At 72.7% G+C, this 26,022-nt stretch carries 28 protein-coding genes and 1 tRNA gene; 16 read left to right on the top strand and 13 right to left on the bottom strand.

The window, feature by feature from the left end:
• The first annotated feature begins 88 nt into the window (after positions 1-88).
• Together ACSP97_RS01475 and ACSP97_RS01480 are read left to right on the top strand one after the other, a co-directional pair.
• Positions 89-568, top strand: coding sequence for a hypothetical protein (locus tag ACSP97_RS01475; RefSeq protein WP_440556124.1), 480 nt, complete (start codon positions 89-91; stop codon positions 566-568).
• Positions 569-716: 148 nt separating this feature from the next.
• Positions 717-1,367 (top strand): hypothetical protein, encoded by a 651-nt coding sequence (locus tag ACSP97_RS01480; protein WP_355327665.1) that lies wholly within the window; start codon positions 717-719, stop codon positions 1,365-1,367.
• Positions 1,368-1,470: 103 nt separating this feature from the next.
• Here the strand turns inward: ACSP97_RS01480 and uppS are convergent, their stop codons facing one another.
• Positions 1,471-3,096 (bottom strand): polyprenyl diphosphate synthase, encoded by a 1,626-nt coding sequence (uppS, locus tag ACSP97_RS01485; protein WP_440556125.1) that lies wholly within the window; start codon positions 3,094-3,096, stop codon positions 1,471-1,473.
• Between the two features lie 350 nt (positions 3,097-3,446).
• Between uppS and ctaD the strand changes: the two genes are divergently transcribed.
• Together ctaD and ctaF are read left to right on the top strand one after the other, a co-directional pair.
• Positions 3,447-5,165 carry an aa3-type cytochrome oxidase subunit I gene (gene ctaD, locus ACSP97_RS01490; RefSeq protein WP_440556126.1) on the top strand — a complete coding sequence of 573 codons (1,719 nt, stop codon included), beginning with the start codon at positions 3,447-3,449 and terminating at the stop codon, positions 5,163-5,165.
• Complete coding sequence (gene ctaF / locus ACSP97_RS01495) at positions 5,162-5,554, top strand: aa3-type cytochrome oxidase subunit IV (RefSeq protein ID WP_355147269.1); 393 nt, start codon at positions 5,162-5,164, stop codon at positions 5,552-5,554. Before ctaD ends, ctaF begins: the two co-directional genes overlap by 4 nt.
• Before the next feature lie 71 nt (positions 5,555-5,625).
• Here the strand turns inward: ctaF and qcrB are convergent, their stop codons facing one another.
• On the bottom strand, positions 5,626-7,266 hold the full coding sequence (qcrB, locus tag ACSP97_RS01500; RefSeq protein WP_355147267.1) for a cytochrome bc1 complex cytochrome b subunit: 1,641 nt from the start codon (positions 7,264-7,266) through the stop codon (positions 5,626-5,628).
• Between the two features lie 178 nt (positions 7,267-7,444).
• Here qcrB and ACSP97_RS01505 point away from each other — a divergent pair, with 178 nt between their 5' ends.
• Positions 7,445-8,005 (top strand): hemerythrin domain-containing protein, encoded by a 561-nt coding sequence (locus ACSP97_RS01505; RefSeq protein WP_355147265.1) that lies wholly within the window; start codon positions 7,445-7,447, stop codon positions 8,003-8,005.
• 81 nt (positions 8,006-8,086) lie between these two features.
• On the opposite strand, the gene ACSP97_RS01510 is transcribed toward ACSP97_RS01505, so the two are convergent.
• Positions 8,087-8,800: an SDR family oxidoreductase gene (locus ACSP97_RS01510; protein WP_355147263.1), complete on the bottom strand. Its 714-nt coding sequence runs from the start codon at positions 8,798-8,800 to the stop codon at positions 8,087-8,089.
• A 76-nt stretch (positions 8,801-8,876) separates the two neighbouring features.
• On the opposite strand from ACSP97_RS01510, the gene ACSP97_RS01515 reads away from it, so the two are divergent.
• Positions 8,877-9,689 carry a helix-turn-helix transcriptional regulator gene (locus tag ACSP97_RS01515; protein WP_440556127.1) on the top strand — a complete coding sequence of 271 codons (813 nt, stop codon included), beginning with the start codon at positions 8,877-8,879 and terminating at the stop codon, positions 9,687-9,689.
• Between the two features lie 33 nt (positions 9,690-9,722).
• Here ACSP97_RS01515 and ACSP97_RS01520 read toward each other — a convergent pair whose 3' ends face one another.
• Entirely contained in the window at positions 9,723-10,103 is a 381-nt protein-coding gene (locus ACSP97_RS01520) for a hypothetical protein (RefSeq protein WP_355147259.1), read from the bottom strand.
• Here ACSP97_RS01520 and ACSP97_RS01525 point away from each other — a divergent pair.
• The gene (locus ACSP97_RS01525) at positions 10,093-10,446 is read left to right on the top strand and encodes a hypothetical protein (RefSeq protein WP_355147258.1); all 354 of its coding nucleotides are present in this window, start codon (positions 10,093-10,095) and stop codon (positions 10,444-10,446) included. The two genes, ACSP97_RS01520 and ACSP97_RS01525, sit on opposite strands and share 11 nt — an antisense overlap.
• A gap of 155 nt (positions 10,447-10,601) precedes the next feature.
• Positions 10,602-10,696: transfer RNA gene (locus tag ACSP97_RS01530), tRNA-OTHER, on the top strand.
• A gap of 112 nt (positions 10,697-10,808) precedes the next feature.
• Here ACSP97_RS01530 and ACSP97_RS01535 read toward each other — a convergent pair.
• Positions 10,809-11,624, bottom strand: coding sequence for an alpha/beta fold hydrolase (locus tag ACSP97_RS01535; RefSeq protein WP_355147256.1), 816 nt, complete (start codon positions 11,622-11,624; stop codon positions 10,809-10,811).
• Positions 11,625-11,768: 144 nt separating this feature from the next.
• On the opposite strand from ACSP97_RS01535, the gene ACSP97_RS01540 reads away from it, so the two are divergent.
• The 3 genes from ACSP97_RS01540 (at position 11,769) to ACSP97_RS01550 (ending at position 13,802) form a co-directional block, all read left to right on the top strand.
• Complete coding sequence (locus ACSP97_RS01540; RefSeq protein ID WP_440556128.1) at positions 11,769-12,653, top strand: helix-turn-helix domain-containing protein; 885 nt, start codon at positions 11,769-11,771, stop codon at positions 12,651-12,653.
• Between the two features lie 20 nt (positions 12,654-12,673).
• Positions 12,674-13,087: a hypothetical protein gene (locus tag ACSP97_RS01545; RefSeq protein ID WP_440556129.1), complete on the top strand. Its 414-nt coding sequence runs from the start codon at positions 12,674-12,676 to the stop codon at positions 13,085-13,087.
• A 145-nt stretch (positions 13,088-13,232) separates the two neighbouring features.
• Positions 13,233-13,802, top strand: coding sequence for a DinB family protein (locus ACSP97_RS01550; RefSeq protein WP_355147250.1), 570 nt, complete (start codon positions 13,233-13,235; stop codon positions 13,800-13,802).
• Positions 13,803-13,863: 61 nt separating this feature from the next.
• Here the strand turns inward: ACSP97_RS01550 and ACSP97_RS01555 are convergent, their stop codons facing one another.
• The gene (locus tag ACSP97_RS01555; protein WP_355327632.1) at positions 13,864-14,442 is read right to left on the bottom strand and encodes a GNAT family N-acetyltransferase; all 579 of its coding nucleotides are present in this window, start codon (positions 14,440-14,442) and stop codon (positions 13,864-13,866) included.
• Between the two features lie 133 nt (positions 14,443-14,575).
• Entirely contained in the window at positions 14,576-15,049 is a 474-nt protein-coding gene (locus ACSP97_RS01560) for an Rrf2 family transcriptional regulator (RefSeq protein WP_440556130.1), read from the bottom strand.
• Between the two features lie 127 nt (positions 15,050-15,176).
• Here ACSP97_RS01560 and ACSP97_RS01565 point away from each other — a divergent pair, with 127 nt between their 5' ends.
• Positions 15,177-15,932 carry an SDR family NAD(P)-dependent oxidoreductase gene (locus ACSP97_RS01565; protein WP_440556131.1) on the top strand — a complete coding sequence of 252 codons (756 nt, stop codon included), beginning with the start codon at positions 15,177-15,179 and terminating at the stop codon, positions 15,930-15,932.
• A gap of 126 nt (positions 15,933-16,058) precedes the next feature.
• Here ACSP97_RS01565 and ACSP97_RS01570 read toward each other — a convergent pair whose 3' ends face one another.
• A complete protein-coding gene (locus ACSP97_RS01570; RefSeq protein ID WP_355147242.1) occupies positions 16,059-16,520 on the bottom strand; it encodes a GNAT family N-acetyltransferase in 462 nt (153 codons plus the stop codon).
• A 358-nt stretch (positions 16,521-16,878) separates the two neighbouring features.
• Between ACSP97_RS01570 and ACSP97_RS01575 the strand changes: the two genes are divergently transcribed.
• Positions 16,879-17,307: a hypothetical protein gene (locus ACSP97_RS01575; protein WP_355327623.1), complete on the top strand. Its 429-nt coding sequence runs from the start codon at positions 16,879-16,881 to the stop codon at positions 17,305-17,307.
• Positions 17,308-17,556: 249 nt separating this feature from the next.
• Positions 17,557-17,784 carry a hypothetical protein gene (locus ACSP97_RS01580; protein ID WP_440556132.1) on the top strand — a complete coding sequence of 76 codons (228 nt, stop codon included), beginning with the start codon at positions 17,557-17,559 and terminating at the stop codon, positions 17,782-17,784.
• A gap of 91 nt (positions 17,785-17,875) precedes the next feature.
• On the opposite strand, the gene ACSP97_RS01585 is transcribed toward ACSP97_RS01580, so the two are convergent.
• Positions 17,876-18,772: a helix-turn-helix domain-containing protein gene (locus ACSP97_RS01585; RefSeq protein ID WP_440556133.1), complete on the bottom strand. Its 897-nt coding sequence runs from the start codon at positions 18,770-18,772 to the stop codon at positions 17,876-17,878.
• Between the two features lie 249 nt (positions 18,773-19,021).
• On the opposite strand from ACSP97_RS01585, the gene ACSP97_RS01590 reads away from it, so the two are divergent.
• Positions 19,022-20,497: an MFS transporter gene (locus ACSP97_RS01590; protein ID WP_440556134.1), complete on the top strand. Its 1,476-nt coding sequence runs from the start codon at positions 19,022-19,024 to the stop codon at positions 20,495-20,497.
• A 79-nt stretch (positions 20,498-20,576) separates the two neighbouring features.
• Here the strand turns inward: ACSP97_RS01590 and ACSP97_RS01595 are convergent, their stop codons facing one another.
• The 4 genes from ACSP97_RS01595 to ACSP97_RS01610 all read right to left on the bottom strand — a co-directional run bounded on the left by ACSP97_RS01595 (position 20,577) and on the right by ACSP97_RS01610 (position 24,303).
• Positions 20,577-22,655, bottom strand: coding sequence for a tetratricopeptide repeat protein (locus tag ACSP97_RS01595; protein WP_440556135.1), 2,079 nt, complete (start codon positions 22,653-22,655; stop codon positions 20,577-20,579).
• Positions 22,648-23,055 (bottom strand): hypothetical protein, encoded by a 408-nt coding sequence (locus ACSP97_RS01600; RefSeq protein WP_355526496.1) that lies wholly within the window; start codon positions 23,053-23,055, stop codon positions 22,648-22,650. The genes ACSP97_RS01595 and ACSP97_RS01600 overlap by 8 nt, the downstream gene beginning before the upstream one ends.
• Positions 23,056-23,343: 288 nt before the next feature.
• Complete coding sequence (locus ACSP97_RS01605; RefSeq protein WP_440556136.1) at positions 23,344-24,015, bottom strand: adenosylcobinamide amidohydrolase; 672 nt, start codon at positions 24,013-24,015, stop codon at positions 23,344-23,346.
• A gap of 135 nt (positions 24,016-24,150) precedes the next feature.
• Positions 24,151-24,303, bottom strand: a complete 153-nt coding sequence (locus ACSP97_RS01610; protein WP_440556137.1) for a hypothetical protein — start codon at positions 24,301-24,303, stop codon at positions 24,151-24,153.
• Positions 24,304-24,452: 149 nt separating this feature from the next.
• Here ACSP97_RS01610 and ACSP97_RS01615 point away from each other — a divergent pair, with 149 nt between their 5' ends.
• Positions 24,453-25,847, top strand: a complete 1,395-nt coding sequence (locus ACSP97_RS01615) for a LytTR family transcriptional regulator DNA-binding domain-containing protein (protein ID WP_440556138.1) — start codon at positions 24,453-24,455, stop codon at positions 25,845-25,847.
• The last annotated feature ends 175 nt before the right edge of the window (positions 25,848-26,022 follow it).

The raw sequence follows: 26,022 nt of genomic DNA on the forward strand, positions 1-26,022 counted from the left end.
GGGCGCACCGGCCACCCCTTTACGCGCGATAGCCCCGCAGGACATCCGGCCGCCTCCGGACGAGGATGGGAGACGGAAGGGTCGGGTCATGGCACGGATGCTGGTCGACGGTGACGACGTGGTCGTACGCCTGACACTGTGGGAGCGGGCGGCCGCACGCCGGCGCGATGTGCGGGTGCCGCTGGCCGCGGTGCGCCGGGTGACGGTCGAGGCCGACTGGTGGCGTGCCCTGCGCGGGGTCCCCCGGCGTGGCGTGTCGATTCCCGGCGCCCGGAGCATCGGCACCCGCCGCCACCAGGCGGGGACGGACTTCGTGATCGTACGGCCCGGCGAACCCGTCGTGTGCGTCGAGCTCCGTCCGCCCGCGCCCTTCCGTCTCCTCTCCGTCGGCGCGCCGACCCTCGCGCGGGCCAGGGCCACGGCCCGCGCCCTCGTCCGGGCCGCTCCGGGCCTCGACCTGTCCACGCCGTGCCGGCAGCCGCTCGCGGTGCCCGAGGAGGACCCGGGCGGGGCCGTCACCGCGCTGCCGGAAGCCGCACCGCTTCCCCCGCGCCCCCCGCTTCCCTGAACCGGCGACGCCCGGACCAGCGTGATCGATTCCGCCCGTCACACTTTCGGGCGGTTTGACCTTCATCGCTCTCCCCGCCGCGGCGCCGTGCCCCCATGCTCCCTGCGGACCGCGGGCCTGCGGTCCCAGGAGCGAGGGAGACCCATCGATGAGCGCATCGCGACGTTCGGTGCTGGGCGCGGCCATGGCCGCGCCGTTACTGGCCCAGTTCACGGGTACGGCGTCCGCCGACACCGCCGGGCCGGGCGCGCTGGGCACGGTGTCCGACGGCTGGATCGAGGTCCGCTGGACCGAGCAGGCCCAGGCCCTGCTCGACCGCTTCCAGGCGGTGGTGGAGCCGGTGGCCCCGGCCCGCCTGGTGCAGGACGCCAAGGGCAAGGCCATCCGTTTTCCCGTGCGTTCCGGACAGGGCGACCCCGCGCCGGCCGACCCGGCGCAGGCCCACGGCAACGGACGGCTCGACGGCGGGGTCCAGTTCCGCACACCGGACGGCACCGTGCGGCTGACCGAACTGGAGGGTTCGCTGGGGGACGGACTGGCGTCCGGCAAGGGCGTCGCCAACGGGATCGAGGTCGCGCACCGTGCGGTGGCCCGGCCGGAGTGGCACGAGGGAGTGCTGAGGACGGAAAACGTGCCGCTGGGTCGGCCGATGCGGGTCCGGATCACCGATGTGCCGCTGCGGCCCACGCCGGAGATGGTGGAGACGCTCGGCACCGCCTTCGGCGGAACCGGCCTCACGACCGCCACGGTGCTGGGGCATGTGACGGCCGAGGGCGTGTACACCCCGCCGAAGGCGTGACCGCGCTGAGAACCAACACTGAGAGAACCAGCGCTGAGGACCGGACGGCCGTGACGGCCGTGACGGCCGTACGACGGCTTCGGTGACCGCCGGCCCGGGCCGGTCAGCCGGTGCGGGCCGGCTCGTCGTGTCCGGTCTGCGCGGGCAGGGCGCCGTCGCCGCCGAAGCGGCGCCCCCGTGCCGCGTAGGCGGTGACGGCGTCACGCAGCCGGGCCAGGTCGTAGTCCGGCCACGGGACGGGGTCGAAGAACAGTTCCGCGTAGGCGAGGTGCCAGGGCAGGAAGTTGCTGATCCGCTGTTCGCCGGAGGTGCGCACCAGCAGATCGACGTCGGGCAGTTCCGGCACGTACAGGTGCCGGGCGAGGTCGGCGGGGCCGATGTCCTCGGGCCGGATCGCGCCGGACACCGCCTCGGCGGCCAGCGCGCGGGCGGCGGCGGCCAGTTCCTCCCGGCCGCCGTAGTCCACGCAGACGGTGAGCATCAGCACGTCGTTGTTGCAGGTCATGCTCTCCACCAGCGCGATCGAGGAGGCCAGCGAGGTGTCGATCCGGTCGCGTCGCCCGCACCAGCGCACCTGCACCCCGAGTCCGTGCAGCCACCGCGCGTCCCGGGCGATCCCGTCGGCGAGGGCCTCGAACAGCGCGGTCAGCTCGTCCTGCGAGCGCTCCCAGTTCTCCGTGGAGAACGCGTAGACGCTCAGGTGCCGGATGCCCAGCCGCAGGGCCGCGTTGACCAGCCGCAGGGTCGCGCGTTCGCCCGCGCGGTGGCCCTGCGGTGTCGGCAGACCGCGGGCCTGGGCCCAGCGCCGGTTGCCGTCCATGATCACCGCGACATGGCCCGGCACCCCTCCCGGCACGGGGCGGGCCGGGCGCCGGTCAGGTCGGCCGTCGAGCCGCACCGGCTCGATGCCGGCCGTCAGCACCTCGGACCGCAGCAGGGTCACCTCGTCGTAGTGCGTCTGCGCGCCGAGCAGCAGGGAGTGCACGAACGGCTGGTACTCCCCGCCCACCATCCCGGGTACCGGCGCCGCCTCGTCCAGCAACGCCCGCCAGTGGGCGAGCTGTACGTCCACGAACGCGTCCAGCGTCTCGCGGGGCGCGCCGCGCCGCAGGTCGTCGGCGTCCAGCCCGAGCCGGCGCAGATCACCCTTGGGCAGATAGCAGCGGCCCGCCGCCAGATCGGCCGGCAGATCCTCGAACAGATCCGCCAGCTGGCAGGCTTCGGCGAGCACCGACACCAGCCGCAGGGCCTCCGGCCCCCGCGGCTCCACCAGGGCGGCCCACAGCTCGGCCGTGGCCCCCGCGCATCCCCGCAGATAGCGTCGCAGGTCGGCGAAGGACTCGAAGTCCGGCACCGCCGCGCAGTCCGCGGCGATCGTCTCCAGGTGCTCCTCGACCAGGGCGCGGTCGAGGTCCCGTCCGCGCATCGTGTCCACGAACGCGCGCCGCACCGGATGCGCGCTGTGCCCGCGGCGCAGGTCGGCCATGGTGTCGGCCCGCCAGCGGGCGAACCGCTCCACCCGGTCCCCGGGCGGCCCCTCGTCGGCGATCCGGTCGGTGCACACCACCCAGCCGGCGATCGCGTACACGAACGGACGGACCGCTTCGGGCAGGAGCACACCGATCGCCGCCCCCAGCCGGCCGACATGCCGCCGTACCTCGGCCTCGCACGCCTCGTACGCCTCGCGTAACTCCGGTGCGACCCGGAACTCCCTTTCCCTGTCGTGCACTTGCGGCTCCTCCCCTTCCGGCCGCCTCGGCGGCGGCCTCCGCCAGTGCCAACGACCCACCGGGCCCTTGGTGGCGAACGCGGACGGTGCGCACGTGGGAGAGGGCGCCACCGGCGCCGGCGCCGCATCGGCGTCCACCACTGCTGACGGTCGTCAAGACCGCCTGACCTCGGCGTCCACCCGGATGGCACGGTCGCGTCGGACGCGACGAGCGGTCTTCTCTGGCATCCTGACGCGGTGTCATCCGGGCAGGGCGGAGCACCTTCGCGGGCGCCCGGCACGCTGCCACCAGAGCCGGGGTGCCAAAGCCCCCGGATGCCCACGGTCGGTCCAGCGCGTGGAGGGCGTTCATGACACAGACACGTTCGGGGCCGGGCGGCCCGGATGTCACCACCCGTGAACCCCGGGTGCCCGCGGCACAGCGGGTCCGGGACTATCTGACGACCACCGACCACAAGAAGATCGCCCATCTGTATTTCGTCACCTCGTTCGCGTTCTTCCTGTTCGCCGGCGTGCTGGCGATGATCATGCGCGCCGAACTGGCCCGCCCGGGGCTCCAGTTGGTCACCAATCAGCAGTACAACGAGCTGTTCACGATCCACGGCACGATCATGATGCTGCTGTTCGCCACCCCCACCTTCGCCGGGTTCGCGAACGCGGTGATGCCGTTGCAGATCGGGGCCCCCGACGTCGCCTTCCCGCGGTTGAACGCGCTGTCGTACTGGCTCTTCCTCTTCGGGGGACTGATCGTCCTCTCCGGGTTCCTCGTCGACCAGGGTCCGGCGCCGTTCGGCTGGTTCGCCTACGCGCCGCTGAACAACGCGGTGCACTCCCCCGGCCACGGCGGCGACCTGTGGGCCATGGGACTGGCGGTCGCCGGGGTGAGCACCACACTGGGCGCCGTCAACTTCATCGCGACGATCGTGTGTCTGCGGGTGCCGGGGATGACGATGTTCCGGATGCCGATCTTCACCTGGAACATCCTGTTCACCTCGATCCTGGTGCTGCTGGCCTTCCCGGTGTTCACCGCGATCCTGCTGGCCCTGGTGGCCGATCGCGCCTATGGCGCCCACATCTTCGACTCGGCCTCCGGAGGGGCGCTGCTGTGGCAGCACCTCTTCTGGTTCTTCGGCCATCCGGAGGTCTACATCGTGGCGCTGCCGTTCTTCGGCGTCGTCACGGAGATCATCCCCGTGTTCAGCCGCAAGCCGGTGTTCGGATATGCGGGCATGGTCGCCGCCACGATCGCCATCACGATGCTGTCGGCGGCCGTGTGGGCCCACCACATGTTCGCCACCGGCGCGGTGCTGCTGCCCTTCTTCTCCCTGATGTCCTTCCTGATCGCCGTCCCGACCGGCGTGAAGTTCTTCAACTGGATCGGCACCATGTGGCGGGGCAGCGTCTCCTTCGAGACGCCGATGCTGTGGTCGGCCGGATTCATGGTGACCTTCCTGCTGGGCGGGCTCAGCGGCGTGGTCATCGCCTCGCCGGCCCTGGACTTCCATCTGACCGACTCGTACTTCATCGTCGCGCACCTGCACTACGTGCTGTTCGGCACGATCGTCTTCGCCATGTTCGGCGGCTTCTACTTCTGGTGGCCCAAGATGACGGGCCGGATGCTCGACGAACGCCTGGGGAAGATCCAGTTCTGGTCCCTGTTCGTCGGCTTCCAGACCACCTTCCTCGTCCAGCACTGGCTGGGCGAGGTCGGGATGCCCCGCCGGTACGCCGACTATCTGCCCGCCGACGGCTTCACCACCCTCAACACCATCTCGACCATCGGGTCCTTCCTGATCGGGCTGTCCACCCTGCCGTTCCTGTACAACGTGTGGAAGACCGCGTACTACGCGCCCAAGATCGACGTGGACGATCCCTGGGGCTGGGGCCGCTCCCTCGAATGGGCGACGTCGTGCCCACCGCCCCGGCACAACTTCACCTCGCTCCCCCGCGTCCGATCCGACTCCCCCGCGTTCGATCTGCACCATCCCGAGGTGCGGCGGGAACTGCCGGAGCAGGCCCGCGGAACGGTGGAGCCGACCCCCGACACGCTGGGAGAGCAGAGCGAATGAAAGCCGAGGCGTACCTGTTCGCCGGTGTGGCCCTCTTCTTCCTCCTCACCGACGCCGCCTACATCTGGTTCGCGCGCGAACCGGCGGGCATGGCCGCGCTGACCATCGCCTTCTGCATGTCGTCGGTGATCTCGTTCTTCTTCCTGATCAACTACCGGCGCAAAGGCAGGCGCCCCGAGGACCGGAAGGACTCCGACATCCGGGAGCGCAGCGGCATCGTCGACTTCTTCCCGCCCTCCAGCGGCTACCCGGTCGTCACCGCGCTGGGCGCCGCCGTGATCGCCGTCGGCATCGTCTACGGGGTGTGGGTCGTCCTCATCGGTTTCGGCCTGCTGTGGCCGGGGGTCTTCGGCCTGGTCTTCCAGTTCGGGAACCGGGAGATCCGATGAGGCGGACGCGGCCGCTCACGGCCCGGTGAGCGGCCGCGGATCGGCAGCCCGTCCCCGGCGGGCCGGTGCGCTCACTGCTCGCCGCCGGCCCCGCCCGACACCGGGTCCGCCGTACGGCCCGTGATCTGGAGGCGTTCCTCCGCCGTCGTGGGCAGTTCGACCCGGTCACGGTAGTACCAGGAACTCAGCGCCGCCCTGAGGCGACGGCGCAGCGGGGCCTGGCGTCCGGGGGCCGGCAGGGGCAGCGGGCGCTCCCTGACGAGCAGGCGGTAGCGCCGCTCCCGGTCGAGTCCCGTGTGACTCTCCCCCATACCGCCGGCCAGGTCCTGGCGCACCACCCCGGTCTCCTCCCCCTCCCGGTACAGCTGCCGCTCGTGCAGTTGCAGCGCGAGGCACAGGCGCCGGGTGAGCAGGTACGCGACGACCGGACCGACGACGAGGGCGATGCGGAAGACCCAGGTGAGGGCGTTGACGGAGACGCCGAACTCGTAGGCCATCACATCGTTGCCGCCGGCCATGAGCAGCACGGCGTAGCCGACGATGCCCGCCACCCCGAGCCCCGTGCGCACCGGCCGGTCGCGGGGCCGGTCGCACAGATGGTGCTCCACCAGGTCCCCGGTCACCCACCGCTCGAAGACGGGGTAGGCGTACAGCACGGCGAACAGCAGCGCGGGCAGCACGATCGCGGGCAGGAAGACGTTCCACATGATGGTGTGCCCGGCGACGTTGGTCTCGGCGGCCGGCATCAGCCGCAGCGCTCCTTCCAGGAAGCCGACGTACCAGTCGGGCTGGGCGTCGGTGGAGACCTGGTCGGGGATGTAGGGGCCGTAGTTCCACACGGGGTTGATCTGTGCGACCGCGGCCAGCACCGCGGTGACGCCGAAGGCGATCAGGGACAGTCCGGTGGACCTCGCGGTGAACGAGGGGTACATCGGCTGTCCCACCACGTTCCGGTTGGTCTTGCCCCGGCCCGCCCACTGGGTGTGCTTCAGATAGACGACCAGGACCAGGTGCACCGCGATCAGGGCGATCAGCAGGCCGGGGACGAAGAGCACGTGCAGGATGTAGAGCCGCTGGCCGAGCAGCGTGCCGGGGTAGGCGCCGCCCCAGGCGAAGTAGGCCAGGGACGTCCCGACGACGGGGATCGACATCACGATGGTGTTGGCGGTGCGCAGCCCCGTGCCGGACAGCAGGTCGTCCGGGAGCGAGTAGCCGCAGAAGCCCTCCAGCAGGGCGAGCATGAACAGGGTCACGCCGATGGCCCAGTTCAGTTCCCTGGGTCTGCGGAACGCGCCGGTGAAGAAGATCCTGAGCATGTGCACACCGATGGCGGCGACGAAGACGAGTGCCGCCCAGTGGTGCATCTGTCGGATCAGCAGACCGCCGCGCACCTCGAAACTCACGTGGAGTGTCGACGCGAACGCCTTCGACACCAGCAGTCCCCGCAACGGCGCGTACGAACCGGTGTAGGGCACCTGGACCAGGCTGGGGTCGAAGTAGAGGGTCAGATAGCTGCCGGTGAGGACGAGAACGACGAAGCTGTAGAGGGCGATCTCGCCGAGCAGGAAGGACCAGTGGTCGGGGAACGCCTTGCGCAGCAGTTGCCGGGCCAGTTCCGAGACCGGTGCGCGCCGGTCCGTCGCCACATAGGTCTGGAACGCGGTCTGTCGCGCCTTCGCCCCGAGTACCGCCCTGCGTCGTCCCGTCGGCATGCCCGCACCACGCTCCTCCACGTCCCGCCCGGCGCCGTTGTGCCGCGCGGCTCGATCGGCCGCGCGGCACAGCGGAAGTGCCGAGTGCCGCGTGATTCAATCTTGGGCAAGATCCACCGGCCTGTTGCGCAGGCATGCCGAGGGCAGACGCATTTCGACGGCGGTCGAGGGAGCGGCAGTGGACAGTGGGAGCGGCATCATCGAGGTACTGACGGCGGACCACCGCGAGATCCAGCGCCTGTTCGACCGTATCCGTTCCGCGTCGCCCCGCGGCGACGAGCGGAAGACTCTGGCCGAGCAGGTGAGCATCAGCCTGGTCCGCCACTTCACGGTGGAGCGGGAACATCTGCACCCGGTCCTGCGCCGGTACCTGCCCGACGGGGGCGCCCTCGTCGAGCGGCGACTGGACGAGCAACGCCGGATCGAGGAGTTGCTGACGTCCCTGGAAGCCGAGGAGGCGGGCAGCGAGAGGTTCGGGCATCTTCTGCTGTCCGTGCTGGACCGTGTCACGGAGCACGTCGTCGAAGAGGAACAACTGCTGCTGCCGCGCCTCCAGGCGCTGTGTCCCGCCGATGTGCTGCGGGATCTCGGGCGCAAGGCCCGCCGGGCGCAGGCGTCGGCACCGACCCGCCCCCGGCCGGGCGCACCCGGCTCGGCTCCGTTGACGAGGGCCGCCGCGCAGGTGTGGGGCCCGTGGGACCGGCTGCGCGACCTCGTCACACGCCGCGGCAGGCCGTGAGGCGGCGGCCCGGGTCCGGGTGCCGCCCCGGGGCACCGGTCCGCGGTGCCCACGGCACCGCTCGGGGGCCGTCGTCCGAGGTCACCACGGCACGGGGGTTCCGTCCCAGGAGAAGAACGCGCCGGTCGGCCCGTCGTCCGGCAGGAGCGCCAGTCGTACGGCTCCCTGGGCCGCCTCCGCCGGGTCACCGCCCGTGGCCGCCCGGTGGCTGAGGTCGGTGGCGCGCCGGCCGGGGGCGAGCGCGTTGACCTTGAAGCCGTCCTCGGCCAGCGTCTGGGCGTACAGGACGGTGAGGGCGTTGAGCGCGGCCTTCGACGACCGGTACGCGGCCGAGGCGCCGCTGCCGGGGGTGAACTGGGGGTTCGGGTTCGTGCTCCAGGTCAGTGATCCGGTGCCGCTGGAGATGTTGACGATCCGGGGGCGCGGGGAGCGGCGCAGGGCGGGAAGGAAGGCGTTGGTGACCGCGGCGACCCCGAACACATTGGTTTCGTAAGCGCGCCGGAAGTCGTCCATGGCGGTCTCGGTGGGCGGGGCGAGCGAGGGCATGACGCCCGCGTTGTTGACCAGTACGTCGAGGCGGTCCAGTCGTGCCGCGGCGGTGGCGATGCTGTCGGGGTCCGTCACGTCGAGGAGCAGCAGGCGCGCGTCGCCGCCGATCTCCTCGACGGCCCGCCGTCCGCGCCCGGCGTCGCGGGAGCCCACGTGCACGACGAACCCCTCGGCCGCGAGCAGGCGGGCGATGTGCAGGCCGATGCCCTTGTTGGCACCGGTGACCAGTGCTGTGCGATCGTTCATGACAGCCACGGTCCCCCGGCGCCGACGACCCTGCCAGGGACCACCTGTACCAGGCAACGGAAAGAGGCGAGGCGGCATGGACCGGCAGGAACTGGCCCGCTTCCTGCGGGAGCGTCGCGCGCTCCTGCGGCCGCGCGAGCTGGGCATGCCCACGAGCGTTCCGCGCCGCACTCCGGGTCTGCGCCGTGAAGAGGTGGCCGAGCTGGCCCACATCTCCGTCGACTACTACGTGCGCCTGGAGCAGGCCCGTGGCCCCCGCCCGTCGCCCCGCGTCCTGGACGGGCTGGCCCAGGCGCTGCGCCTGGCACCGGCCGAGCGCAGCCATCTGTTCCGCCTGGCCGGCACGAGTGCGCCGCCGCCCGCCACCGGCGCGGTGCGGCGGGTGCGCCCGCAGGTGGCCCGGATGCTGCGGCGCCTGCCGGAGACCGGTGCGATCGTCACCGACGCCGCCTACGGCATCGTCGCCTGGAACCCGCTGGCCCAGGCCCTGTGGGGCGGTGATCTCGGACAGGGCACGACGAACCTGGCCCGGCGCCGGTTCCTCGGCGAGGGACGGATGTACGAGAGTTCCAGCGCCGGGGAGTTCGGGCGCATCGTGGTGGCGCGGCTGCGCCGGGCCGCCGACCGCTATCCGCACGATGCCCGGCTCGCCGCCCTGCTGGCCGAACTGCGCGCCGGCAGCGAGGAGTTCCGGCTGCTCTGGGAGACCCGCCCGGTGCACGCCCCCGGGCACCGGGCCAAGACGCTCGCCCACCCGACGGCCGGCGAACTGCGGCTGAACTGCGATGTCCTCCTGGTCCCCGAGAACGACCAGGAGGTCGTCCTGATCACGGCCGATCCCGGATCCTCCTCGGCGAGGGCGCTGCGCGAGCTGGCGGGGACGGCCTAGGGTCCGCCCGGTCGCGGTCCGTCGGCCGGTGCCTCAGTGCTGGACCGGCGGGCAGTAGCCGGTCTGCTCGCCGGTGCTGTTGATCTCGGCATTGGAGCGGGGGTCGCCCGCGTAGTCGATCTGGTTCGTGCAGCTCACACCGGGCTTCTTCGGCGTGCCCACGGGCTTGCTGCCCTTCTCCGGCGCCGGGCAGTGCCCCGTCTGCTCACCGATGCTGTTGATCTCCGCGTTGGAGCGCGGGTCACCCGCGTAGTCGATCTGGTTCGTGCAGCTGACGCCGGGCTTCTTCGGCGTGCCCGCGGGCTTGCTGCCCTTCTGCGGCGCCGGGCAGTGCCCCGTCTGCTCACCGATGCTGTTGATCTCCGCGTTGGAGCGCGGGTCACCGGCGTAGTCGATCTGGTTCGTGCAGCTCACGCCGGACTTCTTCGAGCTGCCCGACCCTGTGGTCGTGACCGAGCCCCCGCCGGTCTTGCCGGCCGAGGAGCCCGGCTGGGCGCTGCTCGTGGAACCGGCCGAGGAACTGGCCGTGACGGAAGGGCCGGAGGAGGACGACGCGCTGTCCGAGCCGCCGCCGCTACAGGCCGTGAGCGACAGACCGACGGCCACACCGGCGACAGCGAACATCGAGAACTTGCGAACGCGCATCGGATTCCCCCTTGGGACGGGTCCCGCTCCTGGTGAGCGGGCCTTGCACCTGTCCAGACAGAGCCGTCGCGACCCCGGTTGCGTGCCGATCGACGCTGAGACATTCCTGTGACAAGGCGTTGCGAACACACCTGCCAACGGGCCCGGCCGACCGGGAGGAGAACCCCCGGCGGGTCATGGCGCCGGGCCCGTCAGCGCCGTGTCAGCGCCGCCTGGCAGGCTCTTCCATGTGAACGGCACCGGGCACCGACCCGGAGCCGGGAGCGAGGAGAGGTGCCCGGAGTGGTTGATCGGGGACCGGCGAGCATGCCTCGGGGTCGGATCCGCAAGGGTCCACGCAGGTTCGAATCCTGCCCTCTCCGCAGATCTTTCCCGACCGGGCCCCGCGTGCGGCTGCCCACCAGCGGGGAAGCCCGCCTTCCCGCGTCACCGTCCGGTGCGCGGGCGGCCGGCTCCCCCGGCGTCTCACCCGTCCTACGCCTCGAGGGACACGAGGAAGTCCGCGACGGCCTTCGCGACGGCGGTGGGGGCTTCCACGGGGAGCAGGTGGCCGGTGCCTGGGACGGTCGTCAGGGATGCGTGCGGGATGTGGGGAAGAAGGTGCTCGCGCAGGACCTGCGGCGGCTCCACCACGTCGTGTTCGCCGACCAGCACCGCCACCGGTACGTCGATCCGCCGTGCCGCTGCCGTGATGTCCTGTGCGATGCCCTGGAGGGGCCACTCGCGCCGGGCACCGGGAGCGGCGCAGAGGCTGTCGCGTATCGCGGTGGTCCGCGCCGGCTCGGTCAGCGGTGCGGCGGTGAGGACGTGGTCGAGGGCGTGCCGCACCGTCTCCGGCGAGTCGTAGGCATGGGAGAGGCCCTGCCGGTACTCCTCGGTCACCGTGGCGGGCGGCCGCGGCGGCCCGGGGGCGACGAGCAGCAGGCCCGCGAGTCCGGCCGGCCGGCGCGCGGCGAGGAGCTGGCTCACCTTGCCGCCCATGGAGTGGCCGACGAGGACGAACGGCCCGGCCGCACAGGTCTCGGTCACGCGGGCGAGGTCGTCGGCGAGCCGGTCGAGGTGAAAGGGCCCGGGCAGCTCCCGGGAGCATCCCCAGCCGCGCTGGTCGAAGCGCACCGTCGCCTGCGCGGGCGGCAGGTGGTCCAGCACGCGGTCCCAGGTGTGCGCGGAGCCGCCCCAGTAGTGGACGAACACCAGGGCCGGTCCGGCATGGCCCGCCGTGCGCACCTCCAGGTTCCCGCCCGCCACGGCGACCGTTCTTGCGCTTTCCGTCCTTGTGGATTCCGTCATCGTCATGCCTTCCCGGCAGCCACGGAGCGCGGCTCCCGCTGTCTCCCCGCTGCCGTACATCGGTACTCTGGCCTGGCTCTCAGGCCCGTCTTCGACCATAGGAAGCGGGACGTCCGCACGGTCGTCGAAAGGAACCCGGTCATTGTGGAAAACGGACACGGTGCGGTGCGACAGCTGCGCTACCTGCCCGCGGTGGGGTCCGCGTACGGGGTGGAGCTCCTCGACTTCGCGAGGCTCCGTGCGATGGACCCGCACCGGCGACGCGTACGGCCGCAGCGTCCCGACTTCCACGTCCTCGCTCTGGTCGGCTCCGGAACCGGCGCGCACGAGGCCGACTTCCGCACCCATCCGCTGGCGGCGGGCAGCGTCGTATGGATCCGGCCCGGCATGGTGCACCGCTGGAGCGACATCGACGCCTGCGACGGCCCCCTGATCCTCTTCCGGCCCGGTTTCCTGCCCGGCTTCACCTCGGCGGAGGCCACCGCGCCGGCGTGCTGGGAACTGGACGGCGAACGCCTGCCGCTCGCCCTCCTCGCGGCCGAACACCTCGGTCGTGAACACGGAGCGGCCGCGCGGACACCGCGGCTGGCATCCCCCGCGCTGCTCTCCCACCTGCTGGCGGCGCTGGTCCTGCGCACACTCCCCGACGCCCCCGCCGCACCCCGCTCGGCGCCCTCCGGCAGCCGCCACACCGAGGTGTTCCGCGCCTACCGGGCGGCCGTCGAAGAGCACTTCACCCACTGGCACCAGGTGAGCGACTACGCGCAGGCGCTGGGCTACGACGCCCGCACCCTCACCCGGGCGACCCGGGCCGCCGCCGGTACGGGCGCCAAGACGTTCCTCGACCAGCGCATCCTGCTGGAAGCCCGCAGGCTCCTCGCCCACACCGACCTCCCCGTCGGCACCTGCGCCCGGCGCCTCGGCTTCCGGGACCTGGCGAACTTCACCACCTTCTTCCGCCGCCAGACCGGCACACCTCCTACCCTCTGGCGCACGACGTACGCCGAGAGCGGCGCGCATCCCACCTGACACGACCGACGGAGCCTGCCTTGCCCCTCCCGATCACCCACGAGAAGGCCGAACGGATCGAGATCGTCCGCATCCTCGATCCGCTGCGCCACTACAGCGCCGAGGACGTCAGCGGCGAGGAAACCGGCGTCTGGGAGGGGGCGCAGGCCCTGCGGACGCTGACTCTGATCGGTGAGCTGCCGGACGGCGACATGCGCCGCTGCTTCAACCCCGGCTGGGGCGTCCGCGTACACGGCGCCACCGGCCCGCTGTTCCGGCTGGCCTTCTGTTTCGAGTGCCACGGAGTACGGCTGTGGGGTCCCGCCGTGCCGGCCGACCAGGAGGGCTTCCACGCCTTCGACGCGGACAGCGCTCCCGCCCGAGAACTGCTCCGGCGGTTCCGCGACACCCGGTCCGGCGCGCAGGGGCCGTCGGGCCGAGGCGGGGATCAGTAGAGGAAAGGCGGCCAGGGCAGGGCCCGAGCGTCGTCCACCACCGGCTCGGTGCCCGGCGAGCGGCCCGTCAGCCAGGCCGGCCGCCCCGAACGCCCCCACTCGGCCCGGGAAATCGGCTGGCGGGCTCGTGCCCTCGCGGGCGAGCATGAGCGGCATGACCGAGGAACCCGAACGCTGGAGCCAGGCAACCGTCTTCCCCGACATGTGGGTCGACCCCGATGACGACCCCCGTGACAGCTCGGGGCCGGGCCCGGAGGGCGAACTCGCGACGCTGGACCGGTATCTGGCCGACTACCGCATCACCCTGCGGATGAAGTGCGAGGGCCTGGACCCGGAGCAGCTGGCGCGACGGTCGGTTCCGCCGTCGACGATGTCGCTGCTCGGCCTGGTCCGGCACCTCGCCGAGGTGGAGAGGAACTGGCGCAACTGGATCGGCGACGGCGAACCCCTCCCGAAGCTGTACGGCGGGCGCGACGCGGACTTCGACGGCGCCGTCGCCGAACAGGCGGCGGTCGACGCCGCGTTCGCCGACCTTGCGCGCGAACAGGCCGCGACGGACGCCGCGTTGGCCGCGCATCCTGACCTCGGCGAGCGGCTGGGGCGGGACCGGATCTCCGTCAGGGAACTCCTGGTGCACCGGGTCGAGGAGTACGCCCGCCACTGCGGCCACGCCGACCTGCTGCGCGAGCGCATCGACGGACGGGTGGGGCAGTGAGCCCACGGAACCGGCCCACGTGCCGCCCGTCACGCCCCCCGGCGGGGCCGAGCGACGCGAGTCAGCGGGTGGGGACCGGCTCGGACGGGGGCCGCCGATCCCGTCTGAGCAGTCCGTAGACCCACGAGTCGGAGACGTCGCCGTTGACGACGCAGTTCTCCCGCAACGTCCCTTCCCGCACGAAGCCGAGCTTCTCCAGCACGCGGGCGGAAGCCAGGTTGCGCGTGTCGGTCTCGGCCTGGACGCGATTGAGGTCCAGCGTGTCGAACGCCCACCGCAGCAGGGCGCGGGCGGCCTCGGTGGCGTAGCCGTGGCCCCACGCCGCGTCGTCGAAGCAGTAGCCGAGCGACGCGCTGCGGTGGTGCGGGTTCCACCCGCTCAGGCCGCACCAGCCGATGAACGCGCCGTCGGAGACACGCTCCACGGCCGGCCGTGCGCCGGTCCCCTCCTGTGCCATCCGCCGGCACGCCGCGATGAACCTCTCGGCGCGCACCGGTTCGCTCCACGGTGGCGCGTCCCAGTAGCGCAGCACGTGGGCGCTGCTGTGCAGTGCGAAGAGGTCGTCCGCGTCCGCGTCCTCGAAGGCGCGCAGTCGAAGGCGGGCGGTGTGCAACGAGGGGGTGGGCAACGACCCACTCATGTTCCCTCCCCTGATCGGCGGCCGGTCCATCAGACATCCGGTGCGGGTCACCCGCAACGGGTTTTCTCCCGCTCGACGAGCCGCCGGAGCTTCGGGCGGACGTCGTCGTTGCCGCCGGGAGCGGTCTTCGGCGTCACGCCGGACGGCGCCCTCCCGGGGCTTCACGGGAAGGCCGGCGAGGCGCCGCGAGCACGTCCCGCAGGACGTCCGCGAGGGTGACGCGGGCCAGCTCCTTGCGCAGGGTCTCCTCGATGCCCTCGTAGATGCCCTGCATCGCCGGCTGGATGCCGTAACCCACCACGCAGCCCTGGTCCGGGGTGGTGCGGTGCATCGCGAACAGCGGGCCGGGTTCCACCGCCTCGTACACGTCGAGCAGGGTCATCGACTCCAGCTCGCGCGCCAGCGACCAGCCCGCGCCGACGCCCCGGCGGGACTCCACGAGCCCGGCCCTGCGCAGCTCGCCGAGCAGCCGCCTGATCACCACGGGGTTGGTGTTCGCGCTGGTCGCGATCTGCTCGGAGGTGGCGACCTCGTGGCCCTGGCGCTGGTAGAGGCCGATCCAGGCCAGCGCGTGGGCCGCGATGGTCAGCCTGCTGTTGGCGCTCATGGACCCTCCTGTCGGCCGCAACGCTTCATGTTACGACAAGCCAGTCGTAACAATGAAGGTTGCAATAGCTCGACGTAACAATTACCGTTACGACAGTCGGGAAGGATCGATCAACGAGGTGGGAAGAATGAGCAAGCCACTCACAGGCAAGGTCGCCCTGGTCACCGGGGGGTCGCGCGGCCTGGGAGCCGCGACGGTGCGGCTGCTGGCCGAGCAGGGCGCCGACGTGGCCTTCACCTATGTCAGCTCCGAGAAGCAGGCGCAGGCCGTCGTCGACGAGGTGCGCGGCAAGGGAGGCAAGGCCGTCGCCTTCAGGTCCGACCAGGCGGACACGAGCCGGGCGCGGGCGCTGATCGACGACGTGGTCGCGCACTTCGGCGGCCTGGACATCCTCGTCAACAACGCGGCGATCTCGGTGGAACAGGGCCGCAGGGTGGACGACCCGGAGGCGGACACCGCCGCGCTGGACCGGATGCACGCCACCAACTACCTCGGCGTGATCGCCGTCATCCGGGCCGCCTCCCGAGTACTGCGCTCGGGCGGTCGCATCATCACGGTAAGTTCCGGACTGGGCTCCCGGGTCGGCGCCCCGGGCCTCGCCGACTACTCGGCGACCAAGTCGGGGATCGAGCGGTACACCATGGGGGTCGCCCGGGACCTCGGGCCCCGGAACATCACGGCCAATGTCGTGGAGGCCGGGCTGATGGAGGGCGGCATGGAAGGGCCGGACCCCGAGACCCTCAAGGCGTTGATCAGCTCGCTGTCCCTGCAACGCGTGGGCCACCCCGACGAAATCGCCGCGGCGATCGCCTTTCTGGCGAGCCCCGCCGCGTCGTACGTCACGGGCGCGGTGCTGGACGCCCACGGCGGCTACAACGCCTGAACCGCCATCGCCTGCCGTACGCCCCGGAGGACATCGCCCCTTCGGGGCGGGCACCGCCGGCGACCGCCACCCATGTCGACGACGTCGCCCGGCACGCAGACCGGGTCCTGATCCCGTCACGGGCCTTCAGCGCTGGATGGTGACGACCATTCGCGGCAGCACCCTGCCGGCGATGGAGCCCGAGGGGACGGTTCCCGTGCGCACCGCGCCCATCGCGCGGTAGAAGGGCTCGGCATGAGGGTCCGCGTCGATCGTAAGCCGGGTGAACCCCAGGTCTCGTGCGGCAGCGACGGCGCGTTCGAACAGCAGGCGGCCGATTCCCCGGCCGATGGCCCGCGGCTCGACGAACATCATGCCCACGACGCCTGTCGGCGGTTCTCCCTCGAGAGTCACGAAGCCCATGATCCGGCCGCCCCTGTCGGCCACCGTGGCTCGTCGCCGGGCGACCTCGTGCGCGGCAACGGTCAGCTCCGCCCGACACGCCTCCAGGAACCGCGCGTCATAGCCCCAATGCGCCTTGGACCGCAGCGCCAAGTCGGTGAGCGCGTCGGCTTCCGCTGCCCGTGCGGGCCTGATCAGCACGTCCATCCGCGTCCCCCGCCGAGGTGTGTGTCTTTCGGTCTTCGCGCCCTGAACTCCCGTGGCCACAGTACGCGGTGGGCTCCGGCCGGGCAGACGAGGGTGCCGGGGGCGGCGTCGAACGCTCCCTCGGCGTAGGACGTGCCGGGGATCTCGCCGTCCGGGGCCCGCAGCCTGAAGGCCGTGCTGCTGCGCGCCGCCGGATTCGCCCCGCTCTGGTGCGCGCCGAGGGGTTGCGGACCGAGTAGGCGGCGATCCGCCGGGCCGGGGCGTCGGTGGACCTCCCGTTCGGGCGTGGGAGAGGGTTAATGGTGGTGTCGGGCCGCGCACGAGCCCGGCACCGCGGACCCGGAGGGAGGCGGCCGACATGGACGCGGAGCGTGCCCGGCGCGTGGTGGCGGCGTTGCGGGACCGGGGGGTCATGGCCCATCTCGTCGAGGCCGGGGTGTACGAGTTCGGGATCAGGGTCGTCCTGGACCACGGCATCGAGGCGCTGTGGGACACCGACGGGGTGTCGGGGCTGGACGCGGAGGTGGTCGGCGACGGTGTGCTCATCGGCTTCGTGCCCCATGTGCCCGGCTCGGAGAACTTCACCGACCAGCAGATCATCGACACCATCGCGACCACCGAGTACTCGACCGAGGGCCTGCGCCCACCCGAGGACGGCCCGCCACCGGCCTCGCCGCCACCCGCCGCACCGCGGCAGGGCGCCGATCCCGCTCCCACTCCCGAGGAGCGTCCGCCGTCCCGCCGCCATCAGCGCTGGGCGCACTGGATGCACGGCGGCAAGGACTGAAACGCTCCGGGCTCCGGGCTCCGGGCTCCGGGCTCCGGGCAACGTCCCGCTCCGCCCGACTCGGGCGACCGTACCGGCCGGGTGCCCGGAACCGCTTGCCCGGTTCACGGAAGTGGGCACCGCCCGGGAACCACACGACAGTTCATCATGCGAACCTTCCTGCGAGCCGGTGATCGAGATGCGGGACGCGAGGACCGCCCCCAAGAATCGGGAGGAGGTACTGACGCCGACTACGGAAAGGTGCCGATCATGCAGAGCAAGATCGTACGCGTGCTGGTCGCCAGCGTCGCCGCGGGCACACTCGCCGGCGGAGCAGCGGTGGCCTCGACAGGGACCGCCCTCGCGATGCCGGCGACCAGCCACGCGACCGTCGCCAAGCACGCATCGACCCCCCACCCGAAGCCGACCATGAAGAAGTGCCCCAAGGGCGAGCACCTCAAGAAGGTCAACGGCAAGTGGAGCTGTCACAAGAAGTAACCGGTAGCTGCCTTGCCGGGCGCCGGGACGACCGTCCCGGCGCCGCGCCCTGTGCGCGGCCGGACGCCGCGCCGGCCGCATCGCCGGCGGGTCAGCCGTTCAGGCTCAGCAGCGGGGCGGATGCGCGTTCGCCCCGGGCGTCCTCGGCCTCCAGCAGCAGCATGGCCTCCTCGTCGGCGGTGCCCGGGGCCGCCTGGTAGACCACCATGCGCTGGCCGCCGGTGCGGGCCAGTCGCATGACCTCGTACGTCAGGGTCATCGCCCCGGCCTGCGGGTGCCGGAAGCACTTCTGTCCGCCGCCGCGCTCGCACACGTCGTACCGCTCCCACAGCCGGGCGAACTCCGGTGACTTCAGGACCAGTTCACCGACGAGCGTGGTGAGTTCGGGGTCGTCGGGGCCGGCGCCGGCGACCGCCCGCAGATGCGCCACCGAGAGTGCGACCGTCTCCTCCCAGGGCTCGTAGAGCGTCCGCCCCACCGGGTGCAGGAAGAGGTAGCGGGTCAGGTTGCGCTGCTGCTCCGGCCAGTCCCAGAGTCCGGGCAGCAGCCGCCGGCCCGGCGGGTTCGCCGCCAGCACCCGGTTGTAGCGGCTCACCACGTAGGCGGGCAGAGGCCGTACCGATTCCAGCATGCGCAGCACGGAGTCACGGACGGTGTGGTCCGGACAGGCCGGCAGTTCGGCGACCCGCCCGGAGGCCAACTCCGCGAGTTCGTGCAGGCGTTCGTAGGCGTCCCCGCGCAGGCGCAGGGCACGGCCGAGGGCGTCCACGACGGCGGGCGAGGGGTTGGTCTCCCGGCCGCGTTCGAGGCGGATGTAGTAGTCCACGCTCACCCCGGCGACCGCGGCGAGTTCCTCGCGGCGCAGTCCCGGGGTGCGGCGCAGGCCCGCACCGGCCGGGAGGCCCACGTCCTCCGGGCGCACCTGCGCCCTGCGTGCCCTCAGGTACCTGCCGAGTTCGGTCCCGCGCGCATCGGTTGCTGCTCCCATTCGGTCAATTGTGTCAGCACCACAAGGGGGTTGGGGGACCGTGTCAGGGCCAGGAACGCCGCACCCCGGTACGGCGCGGTCTGCCGGGCGGATCCGCGCGGGCGCACAGTTGGTGCCAAGCGGGCGGCCCGGCCGCCGGGTCCCAGGGGGTGCACGACACCGGACCGCGGTCCCGGAGCGCCAGTGGCCGCCCGCCCGACCGTCCCGACGGACACCGTCGACCACGACCGACCGGCCCAGGAGGCCATCATGCCCGGCACCCCTTCCGCCCCGCCGACCGCCGCACCCGGGTGCGAGCCCGGGAGCCCGGTGCCGAGGCCACGGCCGCAAGCGCCGGAGCGGGCCCGACCAGCCACGCCGCCCGCCCCGACCGCCGTCACGGCCGGGCGGGCGGGTGTCGCGCTGGTCGCCTCGCTCCTCGGGTTCACCGTGATCACCATCGATGTGTCGGCGGTGAACATCGCGCTGCCCGCGATCCGCGAGTCGCTCAGCGGCGGGATGGCCGGGCTCCAGTGGGTGGTGGACGCGTACACCCTGATGTTCGCCGCGCTGATGCTCTCCGCCGGCGCCATCGCCGACCGGGCGGGTGCCCGTCGCGCCTACGCCTGGGGCGTGGCCCTGTTCACCCTGGCGTCCCTCGGCTGTGCGCTGGCGCCCGGCATCGGTGTGCTGGTCGCGGCTCGGGTGGCACAGGGCGGTGCCGCCGCGGTCGTGATGCCGGCCTCGTTGGCGCTGGTCCGGCAGACCCATGAGGACAGCAGGGAGCGTGCCCGGGCCATCGCGCTGTGGACGGTCGGCGGCTCGGTGGCGATGGCCGCGGGCCCGGTGCTGGGCGGGCTGCTCACCGAGTGGGCCGGGTGGCGGGCGGTCTTCCTGCTCAACCTGCCGGTGGGCGCGGTGATCCTGGCCCTGCTGGTGCGCGTGCCGCGCTCACCGCGACGGCCCGCCGCGCTGGACGCCATGGGCCAGTCGACCGCCGTACTGGCGTTGGCCGGGCTGGCGGTCGCGGTGATCGAGGGCGGCCACCTGGGCTGGACCAGCCCCCTGGTACTGGCCGCCGCGGCGCTCGCCGTCGTCTCCGGGGTCCTCTTCGGCGTCGTCGAGGCACGGCACCGTCAGCCGATGATCCCGCCGGCCGTGCTGGCCGACCGTCGGGTGTCGGTCCCGCTCGCGGTCGGGTTCGCCGTCAACGCCGCCTTCTACGGCGGGATCTTCCTGCTCGGGTTGTACTACCAGCAGTTGCGGGGGATGTCGGCGGTGGCCGCGGGACTGATGTTCGTACCGCTGTCGGCGGTGGTGACGGGCACCAACCTGGTCTCGCCTCGGCTCGCGGAGCGGATCGGGCGGCGGCCGGTGATCGTCGCCGGGCAACTGGTCTTCGCGGTGGCCATGCTGGCCATGCTGCCGCTGGCGGCGCACACCCCGGTGTGGCTGGTGCTGGTGCTGCTGGTGCCGCTGAGCGTGGGCGGGGCGCTCGCGGTGCCCGCGCTGACCGCACTGCTGATCGACGCGGTGCCGGCGGAGCGTGCGGGGACGGTGTCGGGACTGCTCAACTCCCTGCGGCAACTGGGCGGTGCGCTGGCGGTGGCCCTCTTCGGCAGCCTGCTGTCGGCCTCCGACGGCGGCGCCTTCTCCCTCCCGGGCATGCGGCTCGGTCTCCTCACCGTCGCCGCCCTCCTCCTCGCCACGACCGCGCTTTCCCGCCTCTTCCTGCCCCGCGGCTGACACCCGCCGGGCGGGGCGGCAGGAGCCGGCACCGGTCTCACCTGGGCGGCGGCCGTTCGCCGGCCGCCGCCCGCGTGCGTCAGCCGGCGTGGTGCCGCTCATCGGCGACGCGCTGCCAGAAGGCGGCGTTGTCGCGGATGATCCGAAGGTCCACCTCGTCGAAACCGAATGGTTCCAGGTCGTGTTCGAGCAGTTCGGTGTACGCGGCGGCGGCACCGGTGGCGTCGCCGTCCTTGCCGCGCAGGACGGCGAGGAACCACAGCGTGGTCAAGGTGTCCGGGTGGCCGCGGCCCAGCTTGCGCGTGTGCTCCTCCAGCCGTGCCTCGTAGGCGGCGCGGGTGCCGGGGTGGTCCGGGTTGAACACCGTCACCTCGTCGGAGCGGAGTTCGGCGCGGGTGGCCGCCGCGCGTTCCGTGTCCCCGAGCCGCTCCTGCCAATGGGCGAGGCTCTTGCGGGTGGCGAGGGTGGCGGCGTGCCCAGGCCCCAGGACCCGTTCGTGGTCGGCGCGCAACAGGACGAAGTCGGCCACCGCGCCCGCCACGTCCCCGGTGGTGCCGCGCAGATGGGCGAGTTCGTACCGGGTGTCGAGGGTGTCCGGGTCGTCGGGGCCGAGGACGCGCTCCTGCACGGCGAGGAGTTCGGTGAAGGCGGCCACGGCTCCAGCCGTGTCCCCCGTCTCGCCGAGCAGCCAGGCCAGGTTGTGCCGGACGGGGAAGATGTTCGGGTCGTCGGCTCCCCAGACCCGCTCCATGTGCGGGATGAGGTCCACCAGGGCGCTGATCGCCCCCGCGGTGTCCCCGGCCTGTGACCGCAGGTAGGCGAGGTTGGCCCGGGCGGCGAGGGTCCGTCCGTCGTCCGGGCCCGCCTCACGGACCATCGCCTCCACCTGCCGCTGCCCCTCCTCGACGACGGCGGCCAGGTACCGGGGTTCCCTGGCGCGGGCCGCGGGGGTCTTCCAGTCGGACAACCAGTCGGGCTCTTCCGCGCGCTGGTCGCGGCTCACCGCGGGCAGGAGGTTCCCGACGAGGAACGCGCGCCAGCTTCCGTAGCCCTTGCGGTACGCGACGTCGTACTCCGTCCACATGTACGGCCCGTACGCCTTGTTCAGGACCTCCTCGCGCACCTGCTGGACGTAGCGCTGGATGTAGGGCAGCCGCATCGCGGTGGTGAGCAACCGGCGCGCGGCGTCGTCGTCACCCCTGCGGAACGCGATGTCCGACAGGATGGACACGGCGGTGTAGTAGGCCTCGCACGCTTCCGTCGCCCGGCGCGCGCTGTGCCACGCGGTGATCATCAACTGGGCTTCGCGCTGCAGGAGTTCACGCGGAGTGCGGGCGTCGCGAAGGGGGTTGTCCGGTGCCAGGCTCGCCACGGTGAGCAGGAAGTTGAAGCAGGAGGTGAAGGTGGCGGCGTCGGCCGTGAGTTCCTCGTTCTCCTCGGCGGAGATGTCCAGCGCGGACGCCATGTGTTCCGGGAGCAGCGCCGCCGCCTGCCGGTGCCGCGCGGGCAGGAGGTCTCCGTTGCGGATGTGGGCCAGTTCATGGGTGAGGGCGAACGCGAGCGCCGCGTCGTAGCAGTCCCGGGGCCCTCCGTCGGGCCCGGTGGACTTCTGCATCGCCAGGACGACCATGCTCATGGGCACCGGCGCCTCGCCGAGTCGCTCCGCCGCCCGCACATAGCGGCTGAGGACGAGGGCGAGGGACTCCTGCGCGTGCATGGTGGCGGCTTCCCATCCCTCCGGAAGGTCCTCCGGGAGGTACGGATGGGCGAGGTTCATGCCCCAGGCGATCTCGGCGCTGAGCTGGACCGCGAGGGGGGAGATCCCGATGAGGAAGCCGGTGGCCGAGCCGGGGTTCTCGAAGACGCGCGACTCCACGGCGTCCGACGGGAGGCAGAACGCCTCGACGGAACCGGCCAGTTGCAGCGCCTTGTCCCGGTCCTCGGGCGGGAAGGTGGCGAGCAGGCCGTCGAGCAGCGTGCGGACCTGGCGCTGGGTGCGCTCGAAGTACATCTCCCAGGCCCGGTGCGGATCCTCCTCGCCGCTGATCCACCGCAGGTAGGCGGAGTCGGCGAACGCCAGACTCATCTCCCGTGCCTCTTCGGCGAGTTCGAGGTTCTGCTGGTCCCGGAAGAGAATGCTGCGTCCGGGGTCAGGCATTCTCCTGCTCCCCGGTGTCGCCGCTGCCGGCACGCTGCGGGAGCGCTCCGGTGATCGCGTCCGCCAGTCCGACGCCGTCCCGGACGGTCACCTCTCCGGACAGGGAGCGTACGACGACCGTGCCGCGCGGCAGCGCCGGGTCCTGACGGATGGTCAGGCGGCCCCCCATCGCGTCCACCACGACGCCCTTGCTCCACGCCTTGCGCAGCGTGTTGATCAGATAGGCGAGGGCGTGCGTCGCCACCGAGCCGATCATCAGCACGTCGGCCAGTGGCACGGTCCCCCGCGCGTCCACGCCCTTGCCGACACTCGCGGCCGCCTCGAAAGCGGCCTCGGCGGCGGCCCGTGACTCCGGATCACCGGGAGTGAAAACGTTCACCCGGATCCGCTCGCTGTGCATGTCCAACCTGGCCCCCCTGGCCCGCGGATACTGCCCGTTCGACTCTAATCCAGCACGGGCGCTCCGCTCAGCGTTTCCGGAGGCCGTGCCGTACATGTCTTCGGATCGGCCGGGGCCGGTGGCCTTGGGCGGGCGTGGGGTCGAGCCGGCCCGCCGGGCGCACGGACATCCGCTTCGGCTCCGCGGGCCTCGGGCTGCCGCCCCGTGTCCCGAGGGCCGCGGCTCCGCGTCCGTCGCGGGGTCGCCCGGCACTCGCCGTCCCCCTCTCGGCCTGCGGCCGAAGGCCCCTCACTCCGCCGCGGCGCGCACCGCGGAGTGGACCGCGCGGGCCAGGCGGGCGCCCCAGAGGGAGCGGGGGCCGGCGAAGGAGTCAGGGTGTTCGCCGGGGCGGGGGGTGCGCGCGGCGACGCAGATCGCGTCGGTGGGAGTGCCGGAGCAGTCGTAGCCGGAGTCGAGCAGTGCCTGGACCTTGGCCTCGGTGGCGGTGCTCACGGCGTTGACCAGCGCGGCGTCGGTCAGCGGGGCGGGGACCGCGACGACGATGTTGATCGTGCCGGGGTCGGGCGGCGCGGCGCTGCCCGGCGCGGGGCCGGCGGCCCAGCCGCGCACCCCGAGCCCCGCGGTGGCCACGGCGTCGACTCCCCCGTCGTGCGCGTGGCCGTACCGGCGGACGTCGGCGGCGGTCATCAGGCCGACGCCCGGCCCGCGCAGTCCGGCGTCGTGGGCGAGGCCGGCGAGGTGGGCCTCGGGGTCGGTCCTGCGGTAGCCGTGCGAGACCTGGGCGTTGAGGACCCAGGCCCGCTCCCCGATGCCGCCGCCGAGCACCGCGCTGCTGATCATCCGCCAGCCGACACCCGCCCGCCAGGCCAGGGCCGGCAGTTCCTCGCCGCACTCGACGCGGGTCAGCAGGCGCACCGGGAGCGCACCGGAGGCGGCGCGGGGCGGCGGGACGACGGTCACTGGGCTGGGCTCCTCCGGGAAGGCGGTCCCGATGATCGTACGCGCGGCGCGCAGGCGGCCGGGCCACGGCCGCGAGGCCCCCCTCGACGACGGTATGGACGAGTTCGAGGAACCCCGGTCCGGTGAGCCGGGCCGTCACCAGGGGGCGGCCAGGGTGCCGGCACGGGCGGACAGGATGCGCAGGCGGGGCAGCCCGGTGCGACGTGGCCAGGTGGCCGTCCGCACCGTCCGCGGCGGATACGTCCGGTCACCGTGCGGCGGGGGCGTGCGCGGCTCGCCGACGGTCATTAGGGTGAGGAAGGCAGGTTTGTGGCGAAGTACGAAGACGCGCGCGACAGTGCCCAGCCCGCTGGAGGCCCGGCCGCGAGGAGCGGCGGGCGGTGCGGACCCGCGCATGCCGTCGGGCGTTGGGGATGGACCGAGGGTGGTTCTGAACCATGAGGGATGCAACGCGGCTCGCCGAGCCGGTGCCGCCGGACCCGGGCAACGGAGGCGTACTGGCGGCCTGGGAGCGGTTCGTCCAGGGCGATGACCAGGTTCTGGGGGTGCGGCCCCTGGTGGCGATCTCCTGGCACCGCTGCCGGGAGCAGTACCGGGTCGATCCGCACCTCACCGAGGCGCCGGTGGCCGTCGCGGAGACCGGTCATCCGCCCGAGCACGACGTCGTCTTCACCGAGCTGGGTTTCCGCGCCGCCACGGTGGCGCACGAGGTGGGCGGCCTCGGCGGTCTCGTCACCGTCACCGACGCGGCCGGCCGGATCCTGGCCGAGTGGGGGGACCAGGCCACCCTCGCCAGGGCGTACGAGTCCCGGCTGGTCCCCTGGTTCTGCTGGTCGGAGTCCGCGGCCGGCACGAACGGCATGGGCACCGCGCTTCAGGCGCACGGTCCGGTGCCGATCCGCGGCCCGGAGCACTGGTGCCGGGCGTTCCACGACTGGAGCTGCGCGGGCATCGCGGTGCGGGACGTGGTGAACGCGGAACCGATCGCGGTCATGGGGCTGTGCTGCTGGCGCGGCCGGCTGCCCGCGTCCGCGGAAGGCTGGCTGGCGCACGCGGCCACCATGGCCCAGTACCCGCTGCGCAGGCGCGCCCGGGCCAGCGGCGCCGAGCTGGTCGCGGCCTACGCCCGGGCGCGGACCCGCTCCGGCGCGCCGCTCGCCGCGGTGGACACGGCGGGCAAGGTGGTGATCGCCGACGAGCCGGCGAGCGTCCTGCTGGGTGTTCCGGCGTCCACCCCTGCGGTCGACCCGACGCTGCGCTGGAACCCGGGGCTGCCAGAGTTCATCGCGGCCTCCCGGCACGCGACCGGGCAGGCGGCCCACGATCCCGGCTGGGTCGGTTCGACGCAGATCGTCGGCCATCCCTGCGCGGAGCCGACATCTATCAGCATCCGGCCCGTCTTCTCCTGCGGGCACCTGATCGGGAGCCTGGTGTCGTTCGGCGCCCTCGACGGGGAACCGGTGCCCCGCGCGGAGGGGACCGCGCACCCCGCGAAGCCGCCACGCCGGCTGGTCGCCGTGAGCGGCAACCGGATGGTGCTGCTGGATCCCGCGGAGGTCTTCTTCGCCGAGTCGCGGGGCAACGACGTGTGGCTGCGCACGGATCAGGGGTGGCTGCGGGCCGCCGCCACGAGTCTGGACAAGCTCGACGGCGAACTGGCGGGTGCCGGGTTCCTGCGGGTGCACCGCCGGTACGTCGTCAACCTCGGCCGGGTCCGGGAGATCGAACGCGGCCGCAAAGGAGAACTGTCCCTGGTCATGGACCGAGCGCGGGAGACCCTGCCGGTCTCCCGGCGGAACGCGGCGGCCGTGCGCCGCGCACTGGGCGTCTGACGTCCTCGCCCGCGACGGGCGGGACGTGCGTCGCGGGCGAGCGCACGGGCGGGAAGGAGGTCCCCGTGTCCGACACAGTGGAGGCCGGCGTCCACGGGCGTGAGCAGAGGAGGGCGGGCCGCGCCGGCGGGCTCGGCCTCTCCGCGCCCGTCGAGGCTCCGGCCGGGCCGCGGGC

This window comes from Streptomyces sp. SCPE 10 (assembly GCF_051980735.1).
Taxonomy (GTDB): domain Bacteria; phylum Actinomycetota; class Actinomycetes; order Streptomycetales; family Streptomycetaceae; genus Streptomyces; species Streptomyces misionensis.

Coding starts and splice junctions, on each gene's coding strand:
- ACSP97_RS01475 (WP_440556124.1), top strand. CDS start 89: ATGGCACGGATGCTGGTCGACGGTGACGACGTGGTCGTACGCCTGACA.
- ACSP97_RS01480 (WP_355327665.1), top strand. CDS start 717: ATGAGCGCATCGCGACGTTCGGTGCTGGGCGCGGCCATGGCCGCGCCG.
- ctaD (WP_440556126.1), top strand. CDS start 3,447: ATGACACAGACACGTTCGGGGCCGGGCGGCCCGGATGTCACCACCCGT.
- ctaF (WP_355147269.1), top strand. CDS start 5,162: ATGAAAGCCGAGGCGTACCTGTTCGCCGGTGTGGCCCTCTTCTTCCTC.
- qcrB (WP_355147267.1), bottom strand. CDS start 7,266: ATGCCGACGGGACGACGCAGGGCGGTACTCGGGGCGAAGGCGCGACAG.
- ACSP97_RS01510 (WP_355147263.1), bottom strand. CDS start 8,800: ATGAACGATCGCACAGCACTGGTCACCGGTGCCAACAAGGGCATCGGC.
- ACSP97_RS01515 (WP_440556127.1), top strand. CDS start 8,877: ATGGACCGGCAGGAACTGGCCCGCTTCCTGCGGGAGCGTCGCGCGCTC.
- ACSP97_RS01535 (WP_355147256.1), bottom strand. CDS start 11,624: ATGACGGAATCCACAAGGACGGAAAGCGCAAGAACGGTCGCCGTGGCG.
- ACSP97_RS01550 (WP_355147250.1), top strand. CDS start 13,233: ATGAGCGGCATGACCGAGGAACCCGAACGCTGGAGCCAGGCAACCGTC.
- ACSP97_RS01555 (WP_355327632.1), bottom strand. CDS start 14,442: ATGAGTGGGTCGTTGCCCACCCCCTCGTTGCACACCGCCCGCCTTCGA.
- ACSP97_RS01560 (WP_440556130.1), bottom strand. CDS start 15,049: ATGAGCGCCAACAGCAGGCTGACCATCGCGGCCCACGCGCTGGCCTGG.
- ACSP97_RS01565 (WP_440556131.1), top strand. CDS start 15,177: ATGAGCAAGCCACTCACAGGCAAGGTCGCCCTGGTCACCGGGGGGTCG.
- ACSP97_RS01570 (WP_355147242.1), bottom strand. CDS start 16,520: ATGGACGTGCTGATCAGGCCCGCACGGGCAGCGGAAGCCGACGCGCTC.
- ACSP97_RS01575 (WP_355327623.1), top strand. CDS start 16,879: ATGGACGCGGAGCGTGCCCGGCGCGTGGTGGCGGCGTTGCGGGACCGG.
- ACSP97_RS01580 (WP_440556132.1), top strand. CDS start 17,557: ATGCAGAGCAAGATCGTACGCGTGCTGGTCGCCAGCGTCGCCGCGGGC.
- ACSP97_RS01585 (WP_440556133.1), bottom strand. CDS start 18,772: ATGGGAGCAGCAACCGATGCGCGCGGGACCGAACTCGGCAGGTACCTG.
- ACSP97_RS01590 (WP_440556134.1), top strand. CDS start 19,022: ATGCCCGGCACCCCTTCCGCCCCGCCGACCGCCGCACCCGGGTGCGAG.
- ACSP97_RS01595 (WP_440556135.1), bottom strand. CDS start 22,655: ATGCCTGACCCCGGACGCAGCATTCTCTTCCGGGACCAGCAGAACCTC.
- ACSP97_RS01600 (WP_355526496.1), bottom strand. CDS start 23,055: ATGCACAGCGAGCGGATCCGGGTGAACGTTTTCACTCCCGGTGATCCG.
- ACSP97_RS01610 (WP_440556137.1), bottom strand. CDS start 24,303: ATGACCGTCGGCGAGCCGCGCACGCCCCCGCCGCACGGTGACCGGACG.
- ACSP97_RS01615 (WP_440556138.1), top strand. CDS start 24,453: ATGAGGGATGCAACGCGGCTCGCCGAGCCGGTGCCGCCGGACCCGGGC.